The sequence below is a fragment of the Apilactobacillus kunkeei DSM 12361 = ATCC 700308 genome (assembly GCF_001281265.1).
Taxonomy (GTDB): Bacteria; Bacillota; Bacilli; order Lactobacillales; family Lactobacillaceae; genus Apilactobacillus; species Apilactobacillus kunkeei.
In genome coordinates this window covers 26,031-35,075 of sequence record NZ_JXDB01000015.1, presented here as the reverse complement: position 1 = coordinate 35,075, position 9,045 = coordinate 26,031, and the positions used below count along the sequence as shown (strand labels likewise).

Sequence of the window (9,045 nt, the reverse complement as noted above, 5' to 3'; positions counted from 1 at the left end):
AACACCTCCGAATTATGTTATTTTATCAAATTAAAATAATCATTTTATCGAAAGTGCTTTTATTTATCTGTTCAATATTATAACTTCAGTTCCCGAAGAGGTCTCTTTTTTATATGAATAAATCCATAATAACTTTTGCGATAAATACCCCGAAAAAGAATGAACTTTCAAATGCAATTAAATTCCCCTGATATTGCCAATCAGTGAGTGGGTAAAATTTTTTATTCGACTCGTAGAAAATTATTAGTGATAAGATGACAGCAATTACGCCAAATATGATTTCAAATAGATTTGCCCCTTCGGGATCTATTAACACGTACTGGGTTAAATTACCCAGCACTAAGAAAGTGATACCAGTCTCTAAGCCGATTAAAGCCATATTACCCAACTGAGACAAACGTTGCTTTTTCATTTAAATATAGGACTCCTATAAATTATTATTTTAGGTTATTAATTATTTCAGTTAGTATAACCTTACCCAAAGATCCGCCAATTAGTATTGATACATCGTATACTGCGAAGTGTATTAGATAGTGAAAACTAGATCCTAAAGGATAGACCATAATGATTCTAAGGAACAAATATATAATCAAAAGACCGATTGAGATCATTAATACAATGGATAGTGCAAAATATATATATGAAGATTTGATAAAATCAATTTGCCATGAATATAGGATTGTTAAGGCTAATTCTGAAGAGAAGCCAAGAATAATACCAGTAATACATAGCTTGATTATCCGATTTCTTGTCTTATTATCCACTATATTTTCCTCCCTTAAATTTAGAACCGTTATACAACGGTTATCATTATAATTTAAGAGAAAAATATTTATATGGAAATGGTTTAAAATTATATAAAACTTTAAAAATATAAAGATAAATTAATAAAACAAGACATTTTAAAAAATCAGATTTATTTTTAATCATTAATTGATAAACAGTTGTAGGACAAATTTGCCGGTTACGCCACCAAAAATAACCATGACATCATAAAAAATAAATGAGTAAAAATAGCCTCTAATTGACCACTTGTCGTCGTGCTTAACTATGCCTAAATAAGAAAAAATAAAAACGACACCACAAATAGTAATTCCGCAAATTGAAATGAACACATCTATTGTAGACGAGATAATTGCGGTGGATGCCCAGTTATCAAGAATGGTTAAAAACACCTCTGCTAAAAATCCTAACAAAATACCGACTAGAATAAGGAGATTAAGTCGTATCTTAGTTGATTTTTTCATGAGTGTATTTCCTCCATGTTTGTTATGTAATATTCGTTTAATTAACTAAGTGTATTATAACGAAAAAAAGAAAAAATGTTATAAATGTTGTCTTATATACGTTTTAAACATTAAAAAAAGCGTCCCTTAATGGACGCTTTGTATAATTAATTGAAATATTTATCAAGTGATTTTGCGACATCCTTTGCGACGTGTTCTTGGTAAGTGGAACTTTGAATATATGGAAGATCGTGTGAGCTATCCATGAACCCCATTTCGCATAAGATTGCCGGACGTTTGTTTTCACGTAAGACGTAGTAGTCACCAAATGAGACCCCGCGATTTGAAACGGGGAGGTTGTCTAAACCATCTGCGACTTGGTCGGCCACCTTGACCGCATTCTTGTGGTAGTTGTAGATACCATAACCATTGGCTCTGCCGTATCCGTTATCGGAATTGAAGTGGAAGCTAACGAAGAGGTCGGCGTGATAATCACTGGCCATATCTGTTCGTTTTTTCAATGTCACGTAAGTATCATCAGTGCGAGTCATAACGACATTCACGTGTTTTTTTCTTAATTCTGCGGCCACTTTTTTTGCAGTTTGTAATGTATATGTCTTTTCCATGTACTTTTGGTTGGCTGAAAGGGTACCGGAATCGCCACCTCCGTGGCCAGGATCAATAATGATTGTCTTTTGGGCTAACTTGTCGCCGGTTTTGACATCGTAGTCATCGACATTAACTAGCCATGAAGGCACCCAACCTTTTAGACCATTATATTTTGTGTACCACCAATTGTTTTTTGATTTGATGATACTTAAATGACGACCATGTGGAATTGTTTTAATTATTTTTGATTCGTCGTTGGGTTGTTCACGTAGATATAAAGTAGTGGCATCAACCTTAGGTAATGATAAAAATCTGGCTAATTCGATTATTAAAATTACTAAGAGGATAAAAGTTACGACACCGCGGTAAATCAGCTTGTTGTTTGGTGTTTCCCTGAATCTAGTTATAAAACGATTAACCAAATTATCACCCCAATTGTATTATGTATGTTAAAATCAATTATATAACAAAAATTAATATATATCAGATGTTTGATTGTTTTCATAATCAGACTACAATGATATATAAATAATTGAAACAGTGAGGATTAATGATGAGTACAGAATCCAATTTAATCTTATCAGTACGCGATTTAGACGTATCTGTTAAGAACCGTAAATTAATTAGCGATTTGTCTTTTGATATCTTTGCCAAGACCTTAACCTGCGTTACTGGTGAAAATGGTGTTGGGAAGACAACATTAATAAAGACTATTTTAAAACAATTTAATAAAAATGAACACGTCCAATCCAAAATCAAACGATCAGATATGCAATACATTCCTCAATTGAGAAATATTGATGATGACTATCCATTGACCGTCTTTGATTTTATCGGATTAGGTTTACAACATTCAATATTGCCATGGTTGAGCAAAAAAGAAAAACAAAGTGTCCAAAAAGTTATCGAAATGACCAAGTTGCAAGATTTGGCCAACACACCTTTGGGTAGCTGTTCCGGTGGGGAACAACAACGTGTCTACTTGGCTCAAGCATTGGTATCTCAACCTAAGTTACTAATCTTGGATGAAAGTACCGCCAGCTTGGATAAGGAAGCTAAATTCATGCTATTAGACGTAGTTAAAAGCGTCATTGCTGAAACTGGAGCATCCGTATTATTCATCACTCATGATCCGGTTTTAGTACAACAATATGGTGACTATGATTTAAACATTGCCAATCAAGCCGGCACCATTAAACCAGTGAAGGAGGCACAATAATGTTAGAAATGCTAAGTTATCCATTCATGCAATACGCCTTCGTCGCTAGTTTCTTCATCTCCATTCTATGTGGATTGATGGGGGTATTCGTGGTTGCTAGAAAGACTGCTTTCTTCACCCACACACTTTCCGAAATTAGTTTCTCCGGGGCATCATTTGGTGTCTTCTTGGGAACCAACCCAATCTTAGGGATGCTATTATTCACCGTATTAAGTTCATTGATGATTGGTACCGTTGGTTCAAGGGTGAGCCGTCGTGAATCATCAATCAGTGTCTTCTCGGTATTCTTCATTGGGCTAGGAATCTTATTCCTATCATTGGCTGATACCCAATCAAGTTACGCTACCAACATCTTATTTGGTAGTATCGTCGGAATTAGTTACAGCAATGTACAAACGTTGGTGGGATTAAGTATCGCCATCATCGTAATTACCACTTTGATTTACAGAAAACTAAAATATAACTCATTTGATAATGTTGGCGCTAGTTTTAACTCCCGTGCCAACACCTTAGTATCAGTGATTTTCTTGATTCTACTTGCATGTACTGTCAGTGTGACAGCACAAATCGTCGGATCACTTCTAATCTTTGCGCTATTGACTATTCCAGCCTCATCAGCACGCTACTTTGTGCACAGTATTTGGTCAATGACCATTTTGACATTTGTCTTTTCTTTAATTGGGACTTGGTTTGGTCTATACTTAAGCTTTATAACAAACTTACCAGTGAGTTTCTTTATCGCAACAATCGAAACAATCATTTATATTATTGCGGTAATCTATGATAAAGTAACAAGAATTTAATACAAACTTTATTAACGTAACGTTGATGTTTTGTTATACTAATCTCAAATAGTTTTTTTAAGGAGATGTCCTACATTATGAAAGCATGGAAGAAAATTTTACCTGCAGTTGCAGTTTTAGGATTAGTTTTAACTGCTTGTGGACAAAAGAAAAGCGACAATAGTGATGCATCAAGTTCAACTTCAACTACTCAAACTAGTAAGATGAGCTCATCAGCATCATCAAGCAATGACAAGATTTCAAATAAATTAGGAAATGAAAAGTTACCACAAAGCAATGGCTTAGATTCAAGCCAAAGCGTAAATGCTAAGTTGGATGGAAACAAGACCAACTTTACAATTAGTTACTTAAACAATGGTTCAACATACGCTACCTACACTAAGCACACATATGAAAGTGATTCAGCTGCAATGCAACAAGTTGGCTACCAAGCTGCTGCAAACGTTGCTGGTCTACCATCAGTTAACTTAGGTTACAACGTTGTTGGTCACTCAGATAAAGGTGCCGGACAAGAATACATCCAAGCAAACTTTGGTAACTGGTCACTACTAACACACGGTAGTAACTTCGGTAAGAACAAGGGTGCCGCAACTACTAAGGGTAAGACCGTGGTAAGTTACATCCAAAACCACAACCTACCAGTTCCAGAAAGCAAGGGTAGTATTACCGCTGAAATCGATGGTTCAGCAACTATTACTTGGCAAATGGGTAATGACGTTTACTCAATTAAAGCTAACTCTCTAAACACAGCATTAGAAATGGTAACTTCACTTAAGTAAATGCATTAAAAAAACCAGGTTATTTTGACCTGGTTTTATTGTGACAAAAAATATTCGAAATGAAGGTATTGGAAAATGTATGATTCTAAAAAAATAAAACATTTATTATTTTCCGCGGCGTTAGGATCAACAATGGCCTTATCTTTGAATGGTATCAAGTCTCACGCTGATACAACTCAATCATTTAAACCATACACACCAGTGGCCTATGATATTTCTGAATTTCAGGGGCAATTAAATGATCAACAAGTAATGAATTTAAAGAATGAAGTTAAATTCGTTGTTTTAAGAATTCAAGATGGTCAATATCATGATCAACAGGTAAATAATAATATCAGCTTGATGGACAAGTATGGCATTCCATACGGTGTATACAGCTACAGTAGATACACCAATTCCGCTCAAGCTCAAGAAGAAGCACAACGTCTATATTCACTAGCCCCAAATGCTAGATTCTATGTAAATGATTTTGAAACTGGTTTTACCAACACATCCAATCAAAATGCGGTCAGTTGGGCAAACGCGATGAAACAACTAACCAAACAACCGGTTATCTTGTACAGTTCACAATCAATCTTGGATCAATTCCAACAAAGTACTTTGAATGCATACAGTGCGGTATGGTTGGCTAACTACACCAACTACACACCAAATCCAAAGTACAACTATGATTTGTGGCAATACACAGACAAGTACCAAAGTAAGGCATTAGGTGAATCTCTAGATGCCGACACCATTCCGGTTGGTGGTCGTAAGTTAGCATTCTGGACAACCGAAAAGACTGCTAACGGTCACAAGCGTACTGTTGCTAAGACAGGAACCGCTAGACACATCAAAAAACATGCTACAGACAATGTTTTACATAAGGCCACTAAGACACAAGTTATTACTAAGACTACCTCTGCAAAGGCTAAAAAGGTCCAATACACACCACTTGTTAATAAAGTAAGTCATCACACCAAGAAGCATGTAAAACGTGCACATCGCATAAAAAAACAAGCTACAAAGAAGATTGCAATTACTAACAATACTTATCAATATGCTAGTGCTACTACCAAAAAGGTGAGCCACAAGAAGGCTTACAAGAAGCACGCCAAAAAGCATAGTAAGTACACTTACAAGCTAAACCATGCTACAAAGAAACGTATCGCAAAAAAACATGCTAAGAAGTACAAGAAGCACAGTAAGAAAAAATATACTTACAAGTTAGCTAAGAAGAAGACTCGTAAGCATGCCAAGTATAATTATGCCAAGAAGCTTAGTTACCACGTTAAGAATAACTTGAAGCATAAGAAGTTACATCGTTCTTATAAGAATAAGAAGCATAATAAGTCTAAAAAATACTATAAATACAGTGTGAAGAGGATTCACCACAAGCATGCTAAGAAATATCAATACCGCGTGGCTTAAAATAAAAACGTCCGATCTAAATGATTGGACGTTTTTTTGTTGTATTAATTTTTAACTTCATATACAATAGTGACCAATGGTCATTTTAGAAAAAGGAGTCAATCATGAATATAAAAACTGCCGACGAAAAACAACGTAAACAGGCGTTGATAGCAGAAACAGCGCTTAAGATGTTTGAAGAAAATGACTTTTATGATATTTCCATTAATTCAATTGCGCAAAAGAGCCACATTGCGAAGGGAACAGTCTTTAATTATTTCAAGACTAAGGAAAATATATTTATGCACCTTTTATTGGTGGGATATCAAAAATTCTTTTTAGAAACACTAAATCAATTACAAAAGACCAAGTTAACAACCGAAGATGAATTAAAATCGTTTTTACTAGCAAACACTAAGGACCTAATTGAAAACCATTTAACATTAATTAAATTGAACGCATTGAGAGGACCAATTCTAGAAGGTAAGGCATCTAAAGAAGAGACAATTGAAGGGCGCCAAAGATTATATGAAGTCCATGAAAGGCTAGCTAAATTCATTCATGATTCATTTCCTTCAATTGGTGTAAAGACTGCCAATAAAATCTTCATTATTCAAAGTAGTATTGCCAGTGGGTTAATTAACCTATCGAATTTAGATTCGTTTAACCAAGAACCAATTCGAGTTGATATGAATGATTTTAAAGTTAGTATTCTAAATGATTCAATTGAAACGTTTGATTTTTATTTAACGGGGTTACTTGGTAAATAAAGGAGTAACTATGATGAAACAAGAAAATATCCGTAATTTCTCGATTGTTGCCCACATTGATCATGGAAAATCGACATTATCCGATCAAATTATGAAGATGACTGATACTTTTAGTTTTCGTGGCAATGAAGAACAAGTCTTAGATGATATGAAGGTCGAACAAGACCATGGAGTTACCGTCAGATCTAGAACAGTACGTAATATTTATCGTGCTACTGATGGCCAAGAATATGAATTGAACTTAATCGATACCCCTGGGCACGTCGATTTTAATTACGAGGTCGAAAAAAGCGTGTCGGCCAGCGATGGCGTTATCTTATTAGTGGATGCCACCAAGGGAGTACAGGCACAGACCGTCGCCAATTATCGGATTGCTAAAAATAATAATTTAGTGATTATCCCGGTCATTAATAAAGTTGATAATCAAAGTGCTCAAGTTGATATGTGTGAACAACAACTTTATGAGTTAGATGAATCATTTTTAGAAACTGATATTATTCATATTTCAGCTAAAACGGGATTGAATGTGAATGAAGTTTTAGAGGCAATTGTCAATCGAATTCCAAGTCCTAAAGGTGATGAAAAAAAGCCATTAAAGGCGATGATTTTTGATTCACATTATGATTCTTATCAAGGAGTTGTCGCATATGTGAAGGTTATTGACGGGGTAATCAATGCTAACGATAAGTTGATGTCAATTAATCAGAAGATGAAGTTTGAGACACCAGAAGTGGGCATTTTTAGCCCGCAACTATTACCATTAAAAGAATTAAAAGCTGGTGACATCGGTTATGTTATCACTGGGATTAAAGATCCATCGGATGTTCGTGTCGGTGATACGATTACTGGTCAATCTCGTCAAACTGATAGAGCGGTTGCGGGTTACAAACCAGTGCATAGTGTGGTTTTTGCGGGAATTTATCCTAAGGATGCTGACTTTGACGACTTAAAAGTAGCAATGGAAAAGTTAAAGTTAAATGATTCATCGATTGAATTTGTTGAACATGTCTCTAATTCATTGGGACCAGGTTATCGTTGTGGATTTTTGGGGATGTTCCACCTTCAAATTGTCCGCGAAAGATTAATTAATGAATTTTCAATGCCCGTAATAATCACATCACCTAATGTTAATTACCGTTATACTCTTAAAAATGATGATACGTTGAAGACGATTAATAATCCGTCTGATTTACCAGACTTTTCCTTATTAAATACCGTTGAAGAACCTTTCAACAAGGTCGTTATTGAAACTCCAAGTGAGACTGTTAATGACGTGATGACATTAGTAAGCAAGAGTAGAGGGATTTTGTTAGATATGGATAACACAGATCAATTAGTTAAGATGACTTACAGTGTTCCTCTAGCTGAAATTGCGTTTAATTTCTTTAATCAGTTGAAGTCAATTACGCATGGATTTGCGACATACGATAGTCAATTTATGGAGTACGTTGAATCGGATATCGTTAAAATTACAATCGATGTAAACTACGCCCCAGTGGATGAACTAACGTTTATTGTTCACCGCTTAAATGCCGAAAAATTAGCACAAGAAATAGTTCATAAACTTAAGTATGTAATTCCTCGAAAATTATATCCAATGCCAGTACAAGGATATATTGAGGGAAGGGTGGTTGCCAGAGTAGATGTGCCACCATTGCGCAAAAATGCCGCTGTTAGTGGTGATAAAAAGAGTGTATCTAAAAAGCAAGCACTATTGCGACGTCAGAGTTTGAATAAACGCAAGAGTGCTAGTGAATCAATTCAACTACCACAATCAGTATTTGATGCAATTTTGAATATTGAATAAAAAAAGCACCCAAGCATTATGCCTGGGTGCTTTTTATGATCGAAAGATATTATTTTACAATTTGGCAAAATTCGATCTTTTCATGATTAGGACCTTGAATGTTGAAGAAACGGATTCCGTTATCCCAGAAAGTAGGGATTGATTGGATTTCATCGTCTAAAACATCGAAGCCTTGTTCTTTAGCGGCTGCGAATGCTTTATCAACATCAGTACAGTTCATTGAAATATGGTTGATGGAACCATTTTCCATTGCAACTGGATCGCCTTCCCATGTTTCAACGGTTAGGTTACCGTATCTCATGAAGGCACAACGGTTTTCACCATTGTGGAATAAACCAGCTTGATCAAAACCAAGTGATTTGTAAAATTCGATTGTTTTGTCTAAGTCTTTTGATGGGATACCTACGTGTTGTAGTCCATCAAAGTAATCGTTTAAAGCCATA

The 9,045-nt window shown here is 35.3% G+C and carries 11 protein-coding genes; 6 read left to right on the top strand and 5 right to left on the bottom strand.

Annotation, left to right across the window (positions count from 1 at the left end):
* Positions 1 to 109: 109 nt before the first annotated feature.
* From RZ79_RS06885 to RZ79_RS06870, 4 genes are all read right to left on the bottom strand, one after another.
* On the bottom strand, positions 110 to 412 hold the full coding sequence (locus RZ79_RS06885) for a hypothetical protein (protein ID WP_054450902.1): 303 nt from the start codon (positions 410 to 412) through the stop codon (positions 110 to 112).
* Positions 413 to 437: 25 nt separating this feature from the next.
* Positions 438 to 764, bottom strand: coding sequence for a hypothetical protein (locus RZ79_RS06880; RefSeq protein ID WP_054450900.1), 327 nt, complete (start codon positions 762 to 764; stop codon positions 438 to 440).
* A gap of 165 nt (positions 765 to 929) precedes the next feature.
* Positions 930 to 1,247 carry a hypothetical protein gene (locus RZ79_RS06875; protein ID WP_054450897.1) on the bottom strand — a complete coding sequence of 106 codons (318 nt, stop codon included), beginning with the start codon at positions 1,245 to 1,247 and terminating at the stop codon, positions 930 to 932.
* A 146-nt stretch (positions 1,248 to 1,393) separates the two neighbouring features.
* Positions 1,394 to 2,257, bottom strand: a complete 864-nt coding sequence (locus RZ79_RS06870; RefSeq protein WP_080997505.1) for an N-acetylmuramoyl-L-alanine amidase family protein — start codon at positions 2,255 to 2,257, stop codon at positions 1,394 to 1,396.
* A 128-nt stretch (positions 2,258 to 2,385) separates the two neighbouring features.
* Between RZ79_RS06870 and RZ79_RS06865 the strand changes: the two genes are divergently transcribed.
* The 6 genes from RZ79_RS06865 to lepA all read left to right on the top strand — a co-directional run bounded on the left by RZ79_RS06865 (position 2,386) and on the right by lepA (position 8,602).
* A complete protein-coding gene (locus RZ79_RS06865) occupies positions 2,386 to 3,054 on the top strand; it encodes a metal ABC transporter ATP-binding protein (RefSeq protein ID WP_237756552.1) in 669 nt (222 codons plus the stop codon).
* Between the two features lie 8 nt (positions 3,055 to 3,062).
* Positions 3,063 to 3,857, top strand: a complete 795-nt coding sequence (locus RZ79_RS06860; protein WP_054450904.1) for a metal ABC transporter permease — start codon at positions 3,063 to 3,065, stop codon at positions 3,855 to 3,857.
* Between the two features lie 77 nt (positions 3,858 to 3,934).
* Complete coding sequence (locus RZ79_RS06855) at positions 3,935 to 4,636, top strand: hypothetical protein (protein WP_053795959.1); 702 nt, start codon at positions 3,935 to 3,937, stop codon at positions 4,634 to 4,636.
* A 75-nt stretch (positions 4,637 to 4,711) separates the two neighbouring features.
* Positions 4,712 to 6,046, top strand: a complete 1,335-nt coding sequence (locus tag RZ79_RS06850) for a GH25 family lysozyme (RefSeq protein ID WP_054450892.1) — start codon at positions 4,712 to 4,714, stop codon at positions 6,044 to 6,046.
* 104 nt (positions 6,047 to 6,150) lie between these two features.
* On the top strand, positions 6,151 to 6,795 hold the full coding sequence (locus RZ79_RS06845) for a TetR/AcrR family transcriptional regulator (protein ID WP_051592189.1): 645 nt from the start codon (positions 6,151 to 6,153) through the stop codon (positions 6,793 to 6,795).
* Positions 6,796 to 6,808: 13 nt separating this feature from the next.
* Positions 6,809 to 8,602 (top strand): translation elongation factor 4, encoded by a 1,794-nt coding sequence (gene lepA, locus RZ79_RS06840; RefSeq protein WP_054450890.1) that lies wholly within the window; start codon positions 6,809 to 6,811, stop codon positions 8,600 to 8,602.
* Between the two features lie 49 nt (positions 8,603 to 8,651).
* Here the strand turns inward: lepA and RZ79_RS06835 are convergent, their stop codons facing one another.
* Positions 8,652 to 9,044, bottom strand: a complete 393-nt coding sequence (locus RZ79_RS06835) for a VOC family protein (protein WP_053795955.1) — start codon at positions 9,042 to 9,044, stop codon at positions 8,652 to 8,654.
* Between the last annotated feature and the right edge of the window lies 1 nt (position 9,045).